Origin of the sequence: Bradyrhizobium sp. BRP19, from assembly GCF_020194195.1 — a bacterium.
GTDB lineage: Bacteria > Pseudomonadota > Alphaproteobacteria > Rhizobiales > Xanthobacteraceae > Bradyrhizobium > Bradyrhizobium yuanmingense.
Window position 1 is genome coordinate 1 of record NZ_JADYVZ010000032.1, and the last position, 17230, is coordinate 17230.

At 59.0% G+C, this 17230-nt stretch carries 13 protein-coding genes and 4 pseudogenes; 8 read left to right on the forward strand and 9 right to left on the reverse strand.

From position 1 onward, the window contains the following. Positions 1-175 (forward strand): annotated as a pseudogene (locus I6F36_RS37095) (IS701 family transposase); the annotation flags it as partial. 55 nt (positions 176-230) lie between these two features. Here the strand turns inward: I6F36_RS37095 and I6F36_RS37100 are convergent. Then, positions 231-434: pseudogene (locus I6F36_RS37100) on the reverse strand (transposase); the annotation flags it as partial. Between the two features lie 240 nt (positions 435-674). On the opposite strand from I6F36_RS37100, the gene I6F36_RS37105 reads away from it, so the two are divergent. Further along, positions 675-839 (forward strand): hypothetical protein, encoded by a 165-nt coding sequence (locus I6F36_RS37105; protein WP_225143604.1) that lies wholly within the window; start codon positions 675-677, stop codon positions 837-839. Here the strand turns inward: I6F36_RS37105 and I6F36_RS37110 are convergent. Next, entirely contained in the window at positions 831-1118 is a 288-nt protein-coding gene (locus tag I6F36_RS37110; RefSeq protein WP_225143583.1) for a hypothetical protein, read from the reverse strand. The two genes, I6F36_RS37105 and I6F36_RS37110, sit on opposite strands and share 9 nt — an antisense overlap. Here I6F36_RS37110 and I6F36_RS37115 point away from each other — a divergent pair. The 3 genes and pseudogenes from I6F36_RS37115 to I6F36_RS37125 all read left to right on the forward strand — a co-directional run. Then, a pseudogene (locus I6F36_RS37115) lies at positions 1118-1294 on the forward strand (dihydrodipicolinate synthase family protein); the annotation flags it as partial. The gene I6F36_RS37110 and the pseudogene I6F36_RS37115 overlap by 1 nt on opposite strands. Before the next feature lie 45 nt (positions 1295-1339). Further along, positions 1340-2583 (forward strand): annotated as a pseudogene (locus tag I6F36_RS37120) (NAD(P)/FAD-dependent oxidoreductase). Positions 2584-2585: 2 nt separating this feature from the next. Further along, a complete protein-coding gene (locus I6F36_RS37125) occupies positions 2586-3590 on the forward strand; it encodes a 4-hydroxyproline epimerase (RefSeq protein WP_225143581.1) in 1005 nt (334 codons plus the stop codon). A 205-nt stretch (positions 3591-3795) separates the two neighbouring features. Here I6F36_RS37125 and I6F36_RS37130 read toward each other — a convergent pair whose 3' ends face one another. Beyond that, complete coding sequence (locus tag I6F36_RS37130; RefSeq protein ID WP_225143579.1) at positions 3796-3969, reverse strand: hypothetical protein; 174 nt, start codon at positions 3967-3969, stop codon at positions 3796-3798. 29 nt (positions 3970-3998) lie between these two features. Here I6F36_RS37130 and I6F36_RS37135 point away from each other — a divergent pair, with 29 nt between their 5' ends. Next, complete coding sequence (locus I6F36_RS37135) at positions 3999-4724, forward strand: haloacid dehalogenase type II (RefSeq protein ID WP_225143577.1); 726 nt, start codon at positions 3999-4001, stop codon at positions 4722-4724. Between the two features lie 390 nt (positions 4725-5114). Here the strand turns inward: I6F36_RS37135 and I6F36_RS37140 are convergent, their stop codons facing one another. The 6 genes from I6F36_RS37140 to I6F36_RS37165 form a co-directional block, all read right to left on the reverse strand. After that, on the reverse strand, positions 5115-5327 hold the full coding sequence (locus I6F36_RS37140) for an MbtH family NRPS accessory protein (RefSeq protein ID WP_225143574.1): 213 nt from the start codon (positions 5325-5327) through the stop codon (positions 5115-5117). 89 nt (positions 5328-5416) lie between these two features. Continuing rightward, on the reverse strand, positions 5417-11869 hold the full coding sequence (locus I6F36_RS37145) for a non-ribosomal peptide synthetase (protein ID WP_225173169.1): 6453 nt from the start codon (positions 11867-11869) through the stop codon (positions 5417-5419). A gap of 106 nt (positions 11870-11975) precedes the next feature. Then, positions 11976-13742 carry an alpha/beta fold hydrolase gene (locus tag I6F36_RS37150; RefSeq protein WP_225143560.1) on the reverse strand — a complete coding sequence of 589 codons (1767 nt, stop codon included), beginning with the start codon at positions 13740-13742 and terminating at the stop codon, positions 11976-11978. Between the two features lie 221 nt (positions 13743-13963). Beyond that, positions 13964-14437: a hypothetical protein gene (locus tag I6F36_RS37155; RefSeq protein WP_225143558.1), complete on the reverse strand. Its 474-nt coding sequence runs from the start codon at positions 14435-14437 to the stop codon at positions 13964-13966. A 34-nt stretch (positions 14438-14471) separates the two neighbouring features. Beyond that, complete coding sequence (locus I6F36_RS37160; protein ID WP_225143556.1) at positions 14472-14897, reverse strand: hypothetical protein; 426 nt, start codon at positions 14895-14897, stop codon at positions 14472-14474. Between the two features lie 404 nt (positions 14898-15301). Continuing rightward, positions 15302-15532 carry an MbtH family NRPS accessory protein gene (locus I6F36_RS37165; protein WP_225143554.1) on the reverse strand — a complete coding sequence of 77 codons (231 nt, stop codon included), beginning with the start codon at positions 15530-15532 and terminating at the stop codon, positions 15302-15304. A gap of 389 nt (positions 15533-15921) precedes the next feature. Between I6F36_RS37165 and I6F36_RS39800 the strand changes: the two genes are divergently transcribed. Both I6F36_RS39800 and I6F36_RS37170 read left to right on the forward strand, forming a co-directional pair. Further along, the gene (locus tag I6F36_RS39800) at positions 15922-16206 is read left to right on the forward strand and encodes a SidA/IucD/PvdA family monooxygenase (RefSeq protein ID WP_276573753.1); all 285 of its coding nucleotides are present in this window, start codon (positions 15922-15924) and stop codon (positions 16204-16206) included. Further along, the gene (locus tag I6F36_RS37170) at positions 16193-17221 is read left to right on the forward strand and encodes a SidA/IucD/PvdA family monooxygenase (RefSeq protein ID WP_346656708.1); all 1029 of its coding nucleotides are present in this window, start codon (positions 16193-16195) and stop codon (positions 17219-17221) included. Before I6F36_RS39800 ends, I6F36_RS37170 begins: the two co-directional genes overlap by 14 nt. Positions 17222-17230 lie beyond the last annotated feature (9 nt).

Below are 17230 nucleotides of genomic sequence, written 5' to 3' on the forward strand. Positions count from 1 at the left end.
AATGATTGCCTACGCCTTCTTGCAGCACCGTCGCCTCGCACATGCGGGACGGAAAAAAAAGAATCAATGGGCCTCCGCCTCAACCAACCATGCCCGCCGTACGCCACGCCATCGTCGATCTCATTCTTCGGCCGCCATCGCAGCGAGGCCCGCACTGCAGAAGACGAATCCGTGAAAAACCACAGCACAAACCAAATCTGCCAAAGTAGTGCTAGAGTTTTTCGCCGTGATCACGTTGGCGGGCTGGATGCGCCGACGTGGTTTTGCAGTAAAATCGGCGGTCGATTGCCGATCGCGCCATGGGGCCGTTCTTCATTGTAGTATCTGCGCCAAGTCTCCACTTTTTGCTGGGCGTCCGCAAGAGACAGGAACCAGTGGACGTTGAGGCATTCGGCCCGGAAGCGGCCGTTGAAGGCCTCGATGAACGCGTTGTCCGGCATGATGTAGCCGGTGTCCCGTGTTTCCAGACTCGATCTAGCCCATTAGCGTAGACCGATCCGGGCCTCGGGGCACCGGGAGCACGCAAGTGCGGGCAGGCCGTCGCACTGACATGAACTGCGAGTTCGAGGTCGTTATCTGGCCGCCCCTGCGACTAGCCCGGATGCGCTGCGAGCGCGGATCCGTAATTGTCGTGTTGCCCGCAGCTCCCTTTCGCACTGACCATGGAGGGAGAGATGCGCATCATTGGCATGGACATCCATCGCGTGGCGGCCGAGGCCGTGGCGCTGCTCGAGGGACATCTAGCGAAGCTCGGCCGCATTCCCATGACTCGTGACAGCTTGGAGGCTTTCGCCTGGCCGACAACCGCTCAATGCCATAACTGTTTGAATTCAGGGTAATTCTTGGCGTTGGTTGCTGCCGATGCCAACAGAAATACCAACAAGCCAGGCGAGGTCTTCGCTGGCAAGAATAATTCCATTGCTTCTCCATTGTAGCCGGCCGTTCGAAGCAACAGCAAATCGGTGAACGGCGCGACCATGGTTGTTACTGCGCGGTTCCGCGATGTTACTCCTCGTCACCGCGTAAACCGTGGCTTCGGAGCGTGGGGTCCGAGGACAGAGTTCGATGAAGAGCATGGCGCGCAAGCTCAGCCGCATCCCAATGACGAACGCTTCCATACTTCAACCATCTGATGGTGCTGAAGGGTAGTCCCGGATACAAGCTTCACTTCAACGAGGCCGATGCGCTGACCGACAGCCAGCGCGGCTATGTCGAGGCTCAGCTGAAACTGTTCGATACCTGGTATGCTCAGTGGTCGAAAGAGCTCGGCGCCTCGCAAAAGCAAGCGGCCTGACGACAAATACGAAAAGCCGTTCAGCGGGAGCTGAGTGAGCAGACGATGTCCAGCACGGCAGTTCGCGACACGATCGTGATCGGCGCAGGCGCCGTCGGCCTGTCTGCTGCGCTGGCTCTACAGGCCGAGGGGCGCCGGGTCGTCGTGCTGGACCGGGAAGGTCCGGCTGTGGGGGCATCCGCCGGCAACGCGGACGACTTTGCCTTTACGGACATCTTGCCGCTCGCCTCGCCCGGCATTCTGCGCAAGGCGCCAAAATGGCTGCTCAACCCCCTTGGGCCGCTGTCGGTCCCGCCAGCCTATGCGCTGCGGATCGTGCCATGGATGCTCCGCTTCTGGCGCGCTTGCGCGCCGGATCGTGTGGCGCAATCGACGGCGGCGCAGAGATCGCTGATGGACTTGTCAAAAGCCGAACTCGAGCCCTTTCTGCAGCGGACCGGCACGTTCGCCATGCTGCGCAAGGAAGGCAATTTGCAGGTCTATGAGAGCGAGTCCGAATTCCGCGCATCGCTGCCCGGGTGGCAGGCGCGCGCCGATCACGGAATTGCATTCCAGCACATGACGGCAGCGGAGATGGCGGACATCCAGCCCGGCATTGCCCCGCGCTTTACCCGCGGCACGTTCACTTCGGGCTGGTACTCGATCTCCGATCCGAAGCTTTACACGTTAGCTCTTGCCGAGCGCTTCACTGCCGATGGCGGCATCATTGAACGCGCCGAGGTGTCTGCTCTGCACCCGCTCGATAACGGTGTCGAGGTGTTAGCCGGCGTCGCGCGCCGCGCCGATCACGTGATCGTGGCGGCAGGGGCCTTCTCGCATAAGATCGCCCACACCATGAGCGAACGCTCCCGCTTGAGACCGAGCGAGGATATAACACGACACTTCCGATCGATGCTTTCGACCTGCGCAGGCAGATTACATTCGGCGGGCACGGCTTCGTCGTCACGCGCCTCTCCACCGGCATCCGCGTTGGTGGCGCAGTCGAGCTTGGTGGCCTTTCGCTGCCACCGAACTTCGCGCGCTCCCGCGCCATGCTCACCAAGGCCAGCGCCTTCCTTCCGGGTTTGAAGACCGGCGGCGGCGTCGAATGGATGGGATTTCGTCCGTCCATGCCCGACAGCCTCCCGGTGATCGGTCGCTCTCGAGCGACACCGCGCATCATCTACGCTTTCGGTCCCGGCCATCTCGGCCTGACGCAGTCGGCCGGGCACCGCTCGGCTGTCGCCGACCTGGTCGCGGGGCGAATGCCCGCCATCGACCTTTCTCCTTTCTCGCTTCGGAGATTCTGACCATGGCCACCCATACCTTCTCCTGCATCGACGGGCATACCTGCGGCAACCCGGTTCGTCTGGTCTCCGGTGGGGGGCCGCGTCTGGACGGCGCGAGCATGCTTGAAAAGCGCGCCCACTTTCTGCGCGTCTATGACTGGATCCGCACCGGCCTGATGTTCGAACCGCGTGGTCACGACATGATGTCTGGCTCGATCCTCTATCCGCCGACGCGCCCCGATTGTGATCTTGCGGTGCTGTTCATCGAGACATCCGGCTGTCTGCCGATGTGCGGTGACGGCACTATCGGAACTGTCACGATGGGCATCGAGAATGGCCTCATCACACCGCGCGAACCCGGAAAGCTCTCGATCGACGCGCCGGCCGGCAAGGTCGATATCACCTACCGCCAGGAAGGCCGCTTTGTCGAGGAGGTGCGCCTCACCAACGTTCCGGGCTTTCTCTACGCTGAGGGATTGACGGCTGAGGTCGATGGTCTCGGCGAAGTCGTCGTCGACGTCGCCTATGGCGGCAATTTCTATGCCATCGTCGAGCCGCAAAGAAACTTCCGCGACATGGCCGATCATACGGCGGGGGAACTGGTGGGCTGGTCGCCGCGCCTACGCGCAGCGCTCAACCGGAAGTACGACTTCTTCGTCCACCCCGAGCATCCGGAGATCAAGGGCCTCAGCCATATTCAGTGGACGGGCAAGCCGACGAAGCCGGAGGCGCATGGGCGTAACGCCGTCTTCTACGGCGAAAAGGCCATCGACCGGTCGCCATGCGGTACCGGCAGCTCGGCGCGGATGGCGCAGCTCGCTGCCAAAGGCAAGCTGAAGGTCGGCGACGAGTTCGTGCATGAATCGATCATCGGCTCGCTATTCAAGGGACGAGTCGAGGCCGCCGTCAAGGTCGCCAACCGGGATTCGATCGTCCCCTCGATTGCCGGCTGGGCCCGCATGACCGGCATCAACACGATCTTCATCGACGATCGCGATCCCTATGCTCACGGCTTCGTCGTGAAGTGAAAGTGAAAGTTCGAGGCCACGATAGCCGCGCGTGGTTATTGTCATCCAGCGGGATCACGAGACGGCCAGGGAGCCGCTTGCTCGTTCCCTGATATGCGGGCGTGGCTTGCTCGTGAAGTTGGTCATCGGCGGAGGCCACACCTGAAACCTGATTGGTCAAGAGCGTAGACTCGGGCTTCAGTCTAGCCGCCCAGCACCCACGCAGCTACTCGATGCAGGCGCGCTGGATCGGCTTTTTGGAGATCGTCTTCGGGATTTCGTCGAGGATGTGGATGATGTCGGGGATAGCGGCAGATGGTGCCGTCCCGAAGCCGAAATCCGATCGGTTCTGCGGACCCGACCGCGTCGACGCGGCGACCCTGCCATCCGTGCCACCCATACTGGTACAAGCAAAGAGGAGACATCGACATGTTGCTCACCGATTTCGACGCGCTGACCTTCGACTGCTACGGCACCTTGATCGATTGGGAGAGCGGGATGGTCGAGGCTCTGAAGAGCCTTACGGATAGGGTGAAGCGTCCGCTCACACGCGACCAGATTCTGGAAGCGCATGCGCGCCATGAATCAAGCCAGCAGAAGTACACCCCGGCGAAGCGATATCGGGATCTGCTGCCGATCGTCTACAAGCGCCTCGCCGAGGAATGGGGCGTGCACGCGACACACGAAGATTGCGTCGAGTATGGCCAGTCCGTCGGAAATTGGCCGGCGTTCGAGGACTCCCCGGGCGCGCTCCAGTATCTGAAGAAGTATTTCAAGCTCGTCATCCTTTCCAATGTGGACAACGTGACGTTCCAGGCGAGCAACCGCAGGCTCCAGGCGGAGTTCGATGCGATCTACACCGCCGAGGACATCGGATCCTACAAGCCATCGCCCCGAAACTTCGACTACATGATCGAAAAGCTGGGCGAGATCGGCGTTAGGAAGGAGAAGATCCTGCACACGGCCGAGAGCATGTTCCACGACCATAAGCCGGCAAACGAGCACGGCTTGAAGTCGTGCTGGATCTATCGTCGTCACGCCCAGCAGGGCTTCGGGGCCACCATGAATCCTGACCAGATGCCGCACGTCGACTTCCGGTTCAACAGCATGCACGACCTGGCGAAGGCGCATCAGGAGCAATTGCGGGTAAAGTGATGGCCGAGCGAACGGGGATCACCAAGCCTCCTTTCGCGTTTCGAAGGGCATTGTGCTGCTAGACCCAGAGTCCGGCGGAAGATTGCGCGGCGGCATGCGAGGATGCCCATTTTTGGCCGGTTAAGCCCTGGGTTCCGACCGGTAACGAGGGCGCGGTTTCCCCGAACAGCTCGCGGGATGAGCCCGGTTGAGGCACCCACAAACTGCCTCGGGCGAAGTAGGTTTGGTTCGTGTGGAGAAAGGCGGTAGCGGTCTCCCGCGACCAGAAAATCAAGCGAATTTTCGCGTGCGTTCCTATCCGAACCGTAGGCAATTCCAGTGGAATTAGCTGGCAACGACGTTGATGGCTTGCGTGGGCGACCGACGGACGGCGACCAGGGCTCGCAGAAATCATCGCTCTGGCGAGCGTTCGCCGCGGAGGCTTGCGGGCCGCATATCGCCCCAAACTTGCTCAACGTAGGTCAGACATTCCTCCTTGCTGCCCGTTTTCGGGGCGAGCTGCCAGCCGGACGGCACTTCGCGCCCGAGCGGCCAGATTGAATACTGTTCCTCGCCGTTGACGACGACCTGGAATTGGCCGTCCTGGTTCTCTTGCCTGTTCACCGGATTCTCCTCGTTCAATTGCCTGGTTTGGATACAGGAGTGTTAGAAGCAAATCTTGCAGGCGGGCCCGGTTCGCGGGACGGCGATCTTCAAGTGAGGCTGTGGGCGGCCTCCTCTGGCATTTGCTCAAGCTCCGCGAGCAGGCGATCGATTTGATCGTCCCCCCGTTTCTCCAGCATGGATTCGACGGTCGCCAGTGCCAGCGCTTGGACCGTGGGATTATCGAACATAAGGCGGACGGGCAGTTCGGCCCCAAACTCATCCCTGATCCGAGAAATGACGCGAGTGGCCAACAATGAATGCCCCCCGAGCTCAAAGAAATTATCTTTAATGCCAACGCTCGGCACCTGAAGGATCTCACTCCACATGCGCGCCAGCGCAATTTCCACGGGCGTCCTCGGGACTGCGCCGGTGACGGAATGGGACGCTTCCCCTTGCGGGTCGGGCAGGTTGCTTCGGCTAAGCTTGCCACTCGGCGTAAGCGGCAGTGATCCCACAACGACATAGGTCGCCGGAATCATTTGTTCGGGCAATATGGCTCGAAGATGCGCCCGGAGGTCCTCGGTTGACGCGGGCGATTCCGGATCGGCCTGAATGTAGCCGAACAGACGAAGCTCCCCGCGACTTTCGCGCGCAACCACAACGGCTTCGCGGACCGACGGGTGCGTCCGTAGAGCAACTTCAATCTCGCCGAGTTCAACGCGAAAACCACGAATCTTGACCTGTTGGTCCGCCCGTCCGAGGTACTCAAGCTCTCCGTTCGACAAAAATCGCGCGCGGTCGCCTGTCCGATACAATCGTCCCCCTCTCGTGCTTTGCCCATCCGGGACGAAGCGCTCGGCCGTCAGGGCGCGCCGTTCCAGATAGCCGTGCGCCAGTGCAGAACCGCCAATGCAAAGCTCGCCCGGAATACCGATCGGGCAAAGCTGTCCATGCGAGTCAAGGATCTGGATCACCACATTGGGGATCACCCGGCCAATCGACGGGCGCGCCGGCCAGTCGCTTGCCGCCCCGGCCAGCCTGAGTTCGGTAACGACATGAGACTCGGTAGGTCCGTACTGATTATACAGATCCGCGCCGAGCCGAGTCATCATTGCAGCTATCTGCGGTGTGATCTGCAGTTGTTCGCCGGCCGTTATAATCTCTGTCAACGAATGCGGAAGATCGGCGGCATGTCGAGCGTGCTCTGCCAGTTGCTGGAGCGCGACGTAAGGAAGGAAGAGCCGACGCACATTTTCCTGATACAGCAATTTCCATAGAGCGGGCGGGTCCCTGCGCTGCTCCTCTGTTATGAGTACGAGCGTTCCGCCGGCGTCCAACGTCGAGAATATTTCCTGAAACGAGACGTCGAAACTCAAGGAGGCGAATTGTAAGGTTGGCGCTGCCGTCGGCAGCGCGGATCGGGCGATTTGCCAGCGGATCAGCGATGCGAGTGGACCATGCGGCATTGCTACGCCTTTCGGCTTGCCCGTCGACCCGGATGTATAGATGACATAAGCGAGACTGCCGGCAGAAACGGGCACGGCTGGATTGTCGTGAGGGAACATAGCGGGTTCAGGGTCATCGATGGCTAGGAGCGCGCCAGTCGCTCCCGACAATTCACTGCGTCGCGCACTCTGCGTCAGCACCAGTGCGACGCGCGCGTCTGCCGCCATAAAGGCGATGCGCTCTTTCGGATAGGAAGGGTCGATCGGAACGTAAGCCGCCCCAGCCTTTAGCGTTGCGATAAGGGCGACGATCATATCCACACCACGATCGACGCAAATAGCGACGCGAGAGCCCGGTCCGACGCCAAGCCCAATCAGGCGGTGCGCCAGAGCATTGGCGCGACAGTTGAGTTCCTTGTAGGTGGTTTTTTCCTTCCCTGCGACAAGCGCAACTGTATCCGGCAAGAGCTCAGCCTGCCTCTCGAACAGCACATGGCACATTTCCGGTTGAATCGGGTCCTCGGTGTCGTTCCAGTCCGCCAGAGCTGTTGTCTCGGTCGGCAGAAGCATTGGCAGCGACCATATCGGACGGTCCGGCTCGTCCATCGCCGCGGCGAGCAAGGCACCATAATGTCCCGCAATGCGCACAACCGACGACAGGTCGAATAGATCGGAATTGTATTCGATTCCGGCACAAAGGTCGCTCGCCGTTTCCGACAGGAACATGGTCAGGTCGAATTTGGCCACACCGGCGCTCAGTGTCGACGTATCCTCATCGAGCACGCCGCCGGTTTCCATGGGGCGGCCGGTGTTCTGCAAGGCAATCATGACCTGGAAGAGCGGATTGTAAGAGAGGTTTCTCTCCGGTTGGATCTCCTCGACCAGCTTCTCGAAAGGAATACCCTGGTGCGCGAAGGCTTCCATCGTCACATCGCGCACCTCGGAAACGAGCGCGCGGAAAGTGGAATTTGCCGAAAATTGGGTGCGGAGCACGAGTGTATTGGCCATAAAACCAATCAACCCTTCGAGTTCGGGGCGTACCCGGTTGGCAATCGGAGACCCCACCACCAAGTCTTCGCGGCCAGTATAGCGATAGAGAAGAACATAAAACGCTGACAGCAATGTCGAAAAAAGGGTTACTTGCTCCTGCTCGGAGAAGTTCTTGACGCTCTTCAGGAGCGATGGGGGTATGGTGAACGGGTACAAGCCTCCGGTGAAGGTTTGCATCGCCGGCCGTGGTCTGTCCGCCGGCAAGTCGAGCAGCGGAGGTACACCTTCGAGTTTGTTTTTCCAGTAGTTGACATCGCGCTGCAGCACCGGGCCGGACAAGTATCGACGCTGCCAGCAGGCGAAGTCCGCATACTGGATCGGAAGGTCGGGCAACGATGGAGACCTCCGGCTAAGCCGGGCTTCGTAAAATGCGACAAGCTCTCGGGATATGATGTCCATCGACCAACCATCCGCGGCTATGTGGTGGATGGTTAGAAGGAATCGATTGTCATTATTGTGCAGACGTATGAGTTCAGCCCGCAAGACCGGTCCGTGCTTGAGGTCGAACGGCATCCGCATCTGCTGCGTAGTCAGACGTTGTGACTCGAGTTTTCTGGTCTCCTCGGGCATGTTGCGAAGATCATGAACGGGCATCTTGATTTTGAGAGACGGAGCGATCACTTGCACTGGCTCGTCCGCGACCGTGTCAAAAGTTGTGCGCAGCGTTTCGTGGCGCACAATGAGGTCATTGAGGGCGCCTTCGAGCACTGCCACGTCGACCGCTGCGAAGCGCACCGGCATCGCGATGTTGTAAACGGCGCTCCCCGGATCGAACTGATCCAAGAACCATAGGCGCTGCTGCGCAAATGATAGCGGGATCGGCCGATCCCTAGGAACTCGAGCGATCGTGGAGACTTGGGGCCGAGGATCTGAGCCAACGAGCGGCTTGATAATTGCCGCCAGTTGCTCGATCGTCGGCGCTTCGAATAAGCGCTGGAGTGGTACTTCGATCTGCAAAGTATCGCTAATCCGCGCGATGATCTGTGTGGCGATCAAAGAATGGCCGCCAAGCCGAAAGAAATTGTCGCGGATTCCGACCACGTCCGTGTGGAGGACGCCCATCCAGATCTGCGTCAGGTGAATTTCCAAATTGTCGCGCGGCGCGAGATATTCTTCGACGCCGGATATTGGGGCGTCGAGGCGCGCGACGATTTCTGCCAACGCACGCCGGTCGATGCCGCCTTTGCCGTTATAGGGAATCTTTCGCTTAAGTTCGAACGTCGAGGGTATCAGCCGCGCCGGTATCCGCGCAGCCAAGAAGCTCTGTAGCTCCGATACGGGAACATCCCGAGACAGCTTTAGAAATGCGACCAACCCCCGGTCATGCAACCCCTGGCGGGTTCTTGCCGCAACGGCCGCTGCCTCCACTGCCGGATGGTCGCAAAGAGCAGCCTCGATCTCGACAAAGCTGATCTTCGAATTTCCCGTTAGCAGAGCATCGTCCATATGCCCATGCAGGACAAACTGCCCGTCCTCGAGCCGAGCGAAGTCACTCGTCCGATAGCCTGGCTCGGGGTGGGGCAAATCGGGATTTTGTACATAGATGTCTCCAGGCACTCGCCCCGGCACGGGCTCGAGGTCGCGTCCTAGAAGGTCGATTCGGACGCCGGCAGCTGGAATTCCAAGTGGAATGACCGCGGCATCCGGCTTGAGCAGCGCCAGTGGTTGTATCAAATAAAAGCCACCCGCGGCCGGATCGCCCGACACCATATGAATCCGTCCGATTAGCTCAGGCGTGAGCGCTTCCTGAAGTTGGCCCCAATCCAACCCGCGCTCGGCAGAAAGCACCAGCCGAACGCTCCGCAAGGACCGCGGAAATTCCCGGGCTAACCGCTCCAAATCCGCCAGAGCGAGAGACATGACGGTAACGGAGGCCTCATGCAGCAGTGTTGCAAAGCGCCGCGAGCGAAACGACAATTCGGGCGGCACAAATACGATTGCCGCCCCGGCGGCCAGCGCACCGAAGATTTCGTACCGCGCGCAGTCGGAGCCGATATTGGAAAGATGCGCAACGCGATCCTCCGGCGAAAGGCAAAGGAAACGGTCACATCCGGCGCGGCTAAGCATCCGATGGCTGAGGCGCACAGTGGTCATTTTGGCTGTGCCGTCAACCTGGACAAGCATCACGGCGGGCGAGTCGGGCGTTACGCAGGTTGTGAGTTCATCGTCCGGTTGGGTCGCCGAATCTGCCCAAACTTCGTCAAGCCGGACCGTCTCTACTCCGAATTGTCGGAAGCACGGCTCGGTAGCTTCGTCTACGACCACCAATGCCGGCCGAAGCGCCGTCAGGATGCGCTCTGCCCGATTGGAGTTCAGCGGGATTCCGCCTGATGCCAAGATGTCGGCAGGATCGATCGGAGCCCAGACCAGACCCGCCTTCAAGATCCCCAAGATGACCGCGAGCCCTCCCGATCCGGGCCTAGAAGCGATCGCGACGGTGCTGCCGGCGCTCAGTTTCCGGAGGAAAGATGTACGCGCGATCCGGTTCGCCCGTTGGTTCAGCTCGAAATAGGTGCACGTACCACTGGGATCGATGGTGGCAAGGGCTGTCGGTGAGCGTGCCGCATGGGCGGCGATGCGCGCTCCCAGGACTTCCGTCGGCACCGCCGCTGTTTCCGGGGCGTTGGCCGAATCCGCGGTCTTGATGACCTCGTCGGGCATCCATACGGAGAGGCGCGACAGCGTTTCGTGAGGATTCTCCACAATTCTGTGCAGCAACGCTATATAGCGCCCGATCATGATCTCGGCGGTCGATTCGTCGAAAAGGTCGGTGTTAAATTCAAGAGCTCCTCGTGCACCGGCTCCGGTATCAAGCACCGACATCGTCAAATCGAACTTGGCAGTACCGTTGCCGACCGAGCCAGCCTGAATCTGGGATCCCAACGGCTGGATAGGAGCCGCGCTGCGGTCTAGCGTTCCGATGTTTTGGACCCCGAACAGAATCTGGAAAAATGGATTGCGGCTCAAGTCTCGGTCGAGCTGAAGTTCGTCTACCAACTTCTCGAACGGCATGTCCTGATTGCCATAGGCTTCCAGCGCCACGTCACGCTCGCGCACAAGCAACTCGACAAAGGTTGGATCGCCCGAGAGATCGGTCCGCAACACCAACGTGTTGACAAAGAAGCCGATCAATCCTTCAAGCTCCGAACGGGTCCGGTTGGCGATAGGCGATCCGACGGCGATGTCGGTTTCACCACTCAAACGGTGGAGCAACACCTTGAGCGCGGCGAGCAGAGTCATGAACAGCGAGGCGCGGCTGGCGTTGCCGAGCGTCTTGAGTGCTTCGCACAGTTTCTGGTCCAGCGTGAAGACGCGGACCGACCCGTTACTGGTCTGCACGGGCGGTCTGCGACGATCGGTGGGAAGATTGAGCACAGGCCGCAGGCCGCTGAGCTGCTTGCGCCAGTAACCGAGCTGCTTTTGCAGAAGCTCGCCGCGGAACCACTCTGCCTGCCATACCGCGAAGTCCGGGTATTGAACCGTTAGTTCCGGCAATGGAGAGGGGCTCCTGCGCAAAAATGCCATATATATCGTCGTCAATTCCCGATTGAGCACCGACATCGACCAACCATCGGAGACGATGTGATGCATCACCAGCATCAGAAAGCTCTGGTTGGAATTAAGGTGCACCAGCGAAGCATATAGCAATGGGCCTGTTCTAAGATCGAACGGCCGTCGGCTTTCCGCATAGACGAAGCGGCTCACATCCTCCTCCCGGGCCACCCCGGAACGCGAACGCAGATCCACGATGGCGAGCTTGAGCTTCAAGGAAGCCTTGACGACCTGTGCGGGTTGTCCGTCGACCACCTCGAATGTCGTCCTCAAGGCTTCGTGCCGTCGCACGATTTCATTTATGGTTCGTTCGAGAACCGTTACGTCAACCCGACCATACAGCGGGACCGACGTCGCAATGTTGTACGCGGGATTGCCCGGTTGCAATCGGTCGAGAATCCACAACCGGGATTGCGCAAAGGACAAAGGACGAGCACGCCGCTCGCCATCCTTGACGAACTGGGACGCGGAGCCGTGCGATTGATCTGGTGCCTGAGAGATCGTGGACAACATTGCACCTCCACTTTTGCGGGAAATCCCGACGTCTGAACCTAGCCCGTGCCGCTGTCATTTGGGGACATCGCCGCCCGGCGAGGCACCCGATCTTTGTCTTCCCGGCTCACTCACCGGCCCGGAGCAACCCGGCCGTGTCAGCTGAGTTGCTCACATATGTCGGATCGAGCGAAAGCATCTGTCCATCGCTACGTTCGGGCACTCCATCACCGGAGGCAAACCATTCAATCATGCGTGCCACGACGTCAGCTCGATCATAGAGAAAGTAATGCGTCGCTCCCGGAGCCTGCAGCAGACGAGCCCGGGGAAATAACCCGCGCGCCCATTCCGAAGCTTTGGGCGCTGCGATACGGTCGTACTCCGACGCGAAAAGCAAGATCGGAACGTCGATTTGGCCCGCGACCTGGCTAACATCGTAGTGCCAAAAGTCGATCATCTGATGCGCAAATCTGATCGTTGTGTTCGCGTCGCGAAACGGCCGTAGAACCGGCATTCTCAGGTCACGGTTCATGGCGCGGAGAACGGCCTCCGACTCCTCGGTTTCTGTCTCTATCATCAGGTCTGGGCCGGCCTCACTCGCACGTGACGTGAGAGAAGCCGCTATCGACGAGGCCGTCGACGGACTTTGCTCAAGCTCGTTGAAAAGGGCCTGAAAATCAGTTTCATACGGCGTATCAAAATCGAGCGAGCTCTCGAGACACTTCACCTGCATATTCAGGAAAGTCATGGAGAGCAACCGATCAGGGTGACGTAGAGCGAATTCTGCCGCGATTTTAGGGCCAGTGCACCATCCGACCAAATGGACGCGAGTCACCGACTCCCGCTCGATGATCGACGCTAGATCGGCAACATGATCGAGAAGCGAGAGCTGAGATTCTGACTCATCGAGCCCGCGCGGATCCCAACTCAGTACCCGAAACCGCGGGCGCAGATGAGCTATCAGCCGAGACCATGGCTTCGGTCCCTGGCCCAGGGCATTGAGCAGCACAACCGCCTCGCCATCGCTGCTGGTAGAACTATAAGAAAGCTTTCGGCCGCCACGATGCGTCGTTCGGATGTCCGGCAGCTTCGATGCGTGAGAAACGAATGCGCTATGTTCGGACAACTGCGCCTGATGCGCCAATTCCACTAAATCATCGAACTCGGCCGGATCCAGGCCAGGTTGAACAGACCTCATACCTGCGGCGTTGTAGGCATGTTCGATCACTTCGCAGTCTGGCTGACCCAGGTGTTCGGCGAAATTCATCAACCGTCGATCGAACAGCGCGTCGATGGCAGTTAGCCGCTGAGAGAACAGTGCCTTGCCGTCCAATGGCAGTAGGCTTACGCCGTAAATGTTACCTACCCGCTCGAGAAAATCCTCCGCCGACAGGCTCTCCGCCCCCGCGACGACGTAGTTACCGCCCTCGGTCCGATCAACAATCGCCATTATGATTGCTGCTGCTTGCTCAGTTCTCAGTACATTGACCCGGGCCGTCGGCGCGATCAGGCACCGGAGCCCTCGGTATTCGAATAGATCATCAGCCCGTTCATCGACTTCCGTCTTGAGGTCGAATAGGGTGGACAGGAAATGAAGGATCCCTTCTTGTGCGATGTCGTCGGGAGGGGCGATATCAAGCGTGAGCGTCGTTCGGAACGTCCTCGTCACGGGGAAATCGAACGTCGCCGGATTGCTATAGACGACCGACCCGCCTCGCGGCAGAATCCAGCGCCAACGCTGGCCACCGCAATAAGGTGTCATAACCACATTCAGCGCACCGATGGGGGCAAGCTGAAAGGTTTCGCGCAATGATCCGGAAACGGATTCACCACTCGACGCGAAGTGCCATACTTCCGCGCCGGCAGCGTTTTCCAATGAGGCGAGGTGCTCCATCTGTCCCACCTCAGCCCTTGGGTCTCGGCGGAGCGAAATTTGCCGCACCAAGGACTCGAAGCGCGCGTACGCCCCCGATGGTGCGATGACGCCTAGTCGCTGGGAACGCGACAACCGCTCGGCGGCGATGAAGGCCGCCAAGAGGCCAAGCGTCCCAGTGAAAACAGCACTCTCTTGCGACATGCCGAGGTACCCACAACGTCATCCGCCCTGGCGGTGCATCAAGCGGCTGCTCTAGGTGCCCCGCCCGGGGGTGTGAAGGGATCGCTGGCAGCAGGCGCACTAGAAGAAGTCGGCCCCACCAAGCTCATCGCCGTCGCTGAAACGGAAAGCAGGCTTTGGCCCAGATTTCTCACATCCGTAAAACCCAGGTCGTTGATGTCGCTCTCGGCGATCAGTTGTTTCAATGCGGCCTTGTACCTGTCATACGCCTCGGCGTATTGCTGCGGCAGGGTCGGATTGCTGTAAAGCGATTGTACCTTCTGTTGATATTCCTCTTGCGCGGCGCGGAACTGCTCTGGCTGTTGGCTCTGATAGGCCTTTTCGACCCCGCGTTCGAATTCGGTCTGGATGCTGCGACACCGGCTTTGTGAGTCCGCCCAGGCATCAGCCACATCCCGGAAATATCTTTCGTGGATCAACTGCAGCTGCCTGTACAGTGGCTCGTTTGATTGGTCTTGGTTTGTCTGCGTCATAGAAGCCTCCCTACGTTCGGTTGGATTGGGTCAATTACGGTAGCGCCACGCGCTGTCTCCTAGTTGTGCCTAAAACACCGGTGGACCCATGTCGGTCCTTAGCGTCGATCCAAAAAAGGATCTCGAGTCCTTGGAATCGTTTGCTATCTTTTGGCTTTCCGATGCACGCCATGATCCGTTCCACCGATAAGATCGCGATGGTGGCGTGCTGGTGGTGGCAAGCTTGTTCGGAATGTTCTGTTCTTGCCGACGCTCTCTGCTGAAAGCGGATATCAACTGTCGGCAGGTCGATGTCGAGATCGTCGAAATCCTCAAAGGGCGTGGCGCTAGCAAATCCGTCATCCCGCCCGAGCACCAAATCGCCGGACGGATGATATCGGTTGGCTCGGCCGCTGCCGAAGCCTCGCCAAGGATGGGCGATGATCGAACCAAAGCGCGCTTGCCTTTCTGCTCTGAGCATCGACCCGGCCAGAACACTAAAAACAATATGCTCCCGGAGAGGCTCTCTCCTTGATCTCCCGCGCACTTCGGGTTGTTACCAGCGTGTCAAAGATGCGCGGTCTTCCGGGTGTTCAGCGATCTCCGAGCGAGTCCAAACATTGTTCCTCGCCGGGATAACAATCTCGCCGTTCACCCAGAGATTGTATTACCACATTCTACGCGCTACCGTGAATGAAATTTGCGCATCCCATTCGAAAGGTCGGAAGCCAGGCGTCGTCTTGGTTTCGCCTTCGCCCATGAGACCGCGCGCGATCCCCGCTTTCTTGCGGCGATGATTGCTTCAAAACTACAAAAATAAGGACCCGATCAATCGGTTATTGATTGGTCACAGACTACGCCATAAGGCCTGCACGAAGATTTCTCTCAGTGCTTCTTATCAGCCGAAGCTTCCTGATCCGTCAGCTGCGCCATGTGCTGCCTGAGGCTCAGCGGGCGCATGTCAGTCCAGACTTGCTCGACATAGGCAAGGCACTCCTCCTTCGAGCCAACCTTACCCGCATCCCGCCAGCCAAGCGGATTGTCCCGGTCAACCGGCCAAATCGAATACTGCTCTCCATGATTGATTACGACTTTCATTTGCCTGTCATCAAACATGTCAGCTCTCCCGTAAAACGTTCAGCGCCAAATTACGATTCCGATCATCGGATACTTTCATAACAACTGAAAGTAGGATATTGTTAGACGAAGAAACTAAGAGTAGTATCAAGTTCGTGGAAATCTTAGACGCCGATTTTTGAATTTGTGCGGTGTTGCGGGCACGTCGGTAGATTGCCCCGTTGAGGCTTGCGTACCTAGCGAAATACATCGAGGGAGGAAGACATTGGAATTTCCCATTGATATTGCGAGGGCGTCGACAGCCATTGATATCGACGGCAACCACGAAGTGTTCGGATCACCGGCCGCGGTTGCATCCGACCGGTGCGCGCTATTCGTCAAACCACAAGTTCATAACGGGATTTGGCTCTTATCATCGAGAGAGTGCCATGATCTATCAGTGTGTCGGGATCGGCGTCGGACCGTCGAACTTAAGTCTTGCCTCGCTTCTCTATCCGTATAAGGGCGTGCTCAGCGCCTTCTTCGATCGAAAGCCGGAATTCGCGTGGCATGACGGGATGTATTTCCCTGGTGCGACGCTGCAAGTCTCGCTGTTCAAGGATTTGGTAACGCTCTCAGACCCGACAAATCCTTTCTCGTTTATTTCTTACCTGCATGCTGAGGGTAAGATTCATCACTTTCTCAACGCTCGATTCGTCGGTGCCGCGGCGTGAGTTCCGGAACTATCTGAAATGGGCGAGCGATTCGAACGAGAACGTCCATTTCGGTGAAGAGGTCACGCAGATCCGATTCGACGGGCACTTTGTCGTAGAAACGGAGAGGCGCTGTATCCGAGCCGAGAACATTGCCGTCGGCGTCGGCACAGAGGCCCATATTCCCAGCTTCGCCCGGTGCCATATCGGCCCAACGCAATTCCATGTCAGCGAATATGGCGCCAAGGCTAAGTCGCTCAAGGCTAAGCGCGTCGCTATCGTCGGAGGTGGTCAGTCCGGCGCCGAAGCGTTTCTCGACGTCATCACCAGCGAGCGCGACCTGCTGCCGAAGCAGGTAATCTGGATATCGCGCCGCGAGAATTTCCTGCCATTGGACGATTCTCCTTTCGTCAACGACTATTTCATGCCGAGCTTTTCCGAGTACTTTTTCGGTCAGGATGCCGATTTCAAGAGAGCGTTCCTCGAACGGAATGTTCTGGCGAGCGATGGCATCTCGGAAAAGACACTCCGGGAAATCTATCAGCGGCTTTACGTGCTCCGCTTTATCGAGGATTGCGACAATGTGTCCGTGCTGATGCCGGGCCGAACGGTCGAGCAGGTATGGCACGACGGGCGGCAATGGGGGCTGGCCGTGACCCACGATGCGACCAAATCGGAAGAGGAGCCTGTCTACGCCGACACCGTCATATGGGCGACCGGCTTCCGCGGCGCCCGCATGCCATTTCTCGATCCGCTCGTGTCGCGCCTTGAATACGAAGACGTTGAGGTTCGCATCGACGCCAATTTTGCGGCGGTCTGGGACGGTCCGACCAATCGACGCATCTTCATGCTGAACGCCGCGCGGCGGCAACGCGGGTTGGCTGAGCCCAATCTCAGCCTGATCGCTTGGCGCAGCCAATGCGTGATTGAGGCGGTGCTGAGCGGGGCAGGCTGCACGCGCGCAGCCCAGAAGCGGTCCTTTATGACCTGGCAGCCGATCAATGCTTGGTCCGAGCGCCAGCACCGTGCGGTGTGAGGGGGCGGC

Coding starts and splice junctions, on each gene's coding strand:
- I6F36_RS37105 (WP_225143604.1), top strand. CDS start 675: ATGCGCATCATTGGCATGGACATCCATCGCGTGGCGGCCGAGGCCGTG.
- I6F36_RS37110 (WP_225143583.1), bottom strand. CDS start 1,118: ATGGAAGCGTTCGTCATTGGGATGCGGCTGAGCTTGCGCGCCATGCTC.
- I6F36_RS37125 (WP_225143581.1), top strand. CDS start 2,586: ATGGCCACCCATACCTTCTCCTGCATCGACGGGCATACCTGCGGCAAC.
- I6F36_RS37130 (WP_225143579.1), bottom strand. CDS start 3,969: ATGGGTGGCACGGATGGCAGGGTCGCCGCGTCGACGCGGTCGGGTCCG.
- I6F36_RS37135 (WP_225143577.1), top strand. CDS start 3,999: ATGTTGCTCACCGATTTCGACGCGCTGACCTTCGACTGCTACGGCACC.
- I6F36_RS37145 (WP_225173169.1), bottom strand. CDS start 11,869: ATGTTGTCCACGATCTCTCAGGCACCAGATCAATCGCACGGCTCCGCG.
- I6F36_RS37150 (WP_225143560.1), bottom strand. CDS start 13,742: ATGGAGCACCTCGCCTCATTGGAAAACGCTGCCGGCGCGGAAGTATGG.
- I6F36_RS37155 (WP_225143558.1), bottom strand. CDS start 14,437: ATGACGCAGACAAACCAAGACCAATCAAACGAGCCACTGTACAGGCAG.
- I6F36_RS37160 (WP_225143556.1), bottom strand. CDS start 14,897: ATGCTCAGAGCAGAAAGGCAAGCGCGCTTTGGTTCGATCATCGCCCAT.
- I6F36_RS37165 (WP_225143554.1), bottom strand. CDS start 15,532: ATGTTTGATGACAGGCAAATGAAAGTCGTAATCAATCATGGAGAGCAG.
- I6F36_RS39800 (WP_276573753.1), top strand. CDS start 15,922: ATGATCTATCAGTGTGTCGGGATCGGCGTCGGACCGTCGAACTTAAGT.